This is a genomic window from Polynucleobacter sp. 15G-AUS-farblos (assembly GCF_018882445.1).
Lineage (GTDB): Bacteria > Pseudomonadota > Gammaproteobacteria > Burkholderiales > Burkholderiaceae > Polynucleobacter.
Genome location: NZ_JACVOM010000031.1, coordinates 1 through 264, shown reverse-complemented (window position 1 = coordinate 264; position 264 = coordinate 1). Strand labels below are relative to the sequence as shown.

Below are 264 nucleotides of genomic sequence, written 5' to 3'. Positions count from 1 at the left end.
ACGCTTTGAGCGCAGCGATCGATGCTTCACTGTGGATTGCTGGGCAATAGCCAATCCCAAACTCTAAAGCGCCTTGCGCATTAATGGCTGCATTAATATCAATCAGATGTAGTCGTGGACGCTGGGGATCATCTGCGGCACCCATCAGACCGCCTTCGGTCATCTGCCACTGGGCACTATTCGCAGCTTTGGCATTGCTTTGTTCAAAGCGACCTAAATAGTTAAAGATCACGGCAGGCTCTGCAAACTGAGCCTGAGCGAGAG

At 51.5% G+C, this 264-nt stretch carries 1 protein-coding gene; it reads right to left on the bottom strand.

What is annotated here, in order from left to right; genetic code table 11:
* Positions 1–264 (bottom strand): hypothetical protein (locus tag ICN41_RS11475; RefSeq protein ID WP_216293025.1); only part of this gene is annotated, 264 nt, incomplete at both ends.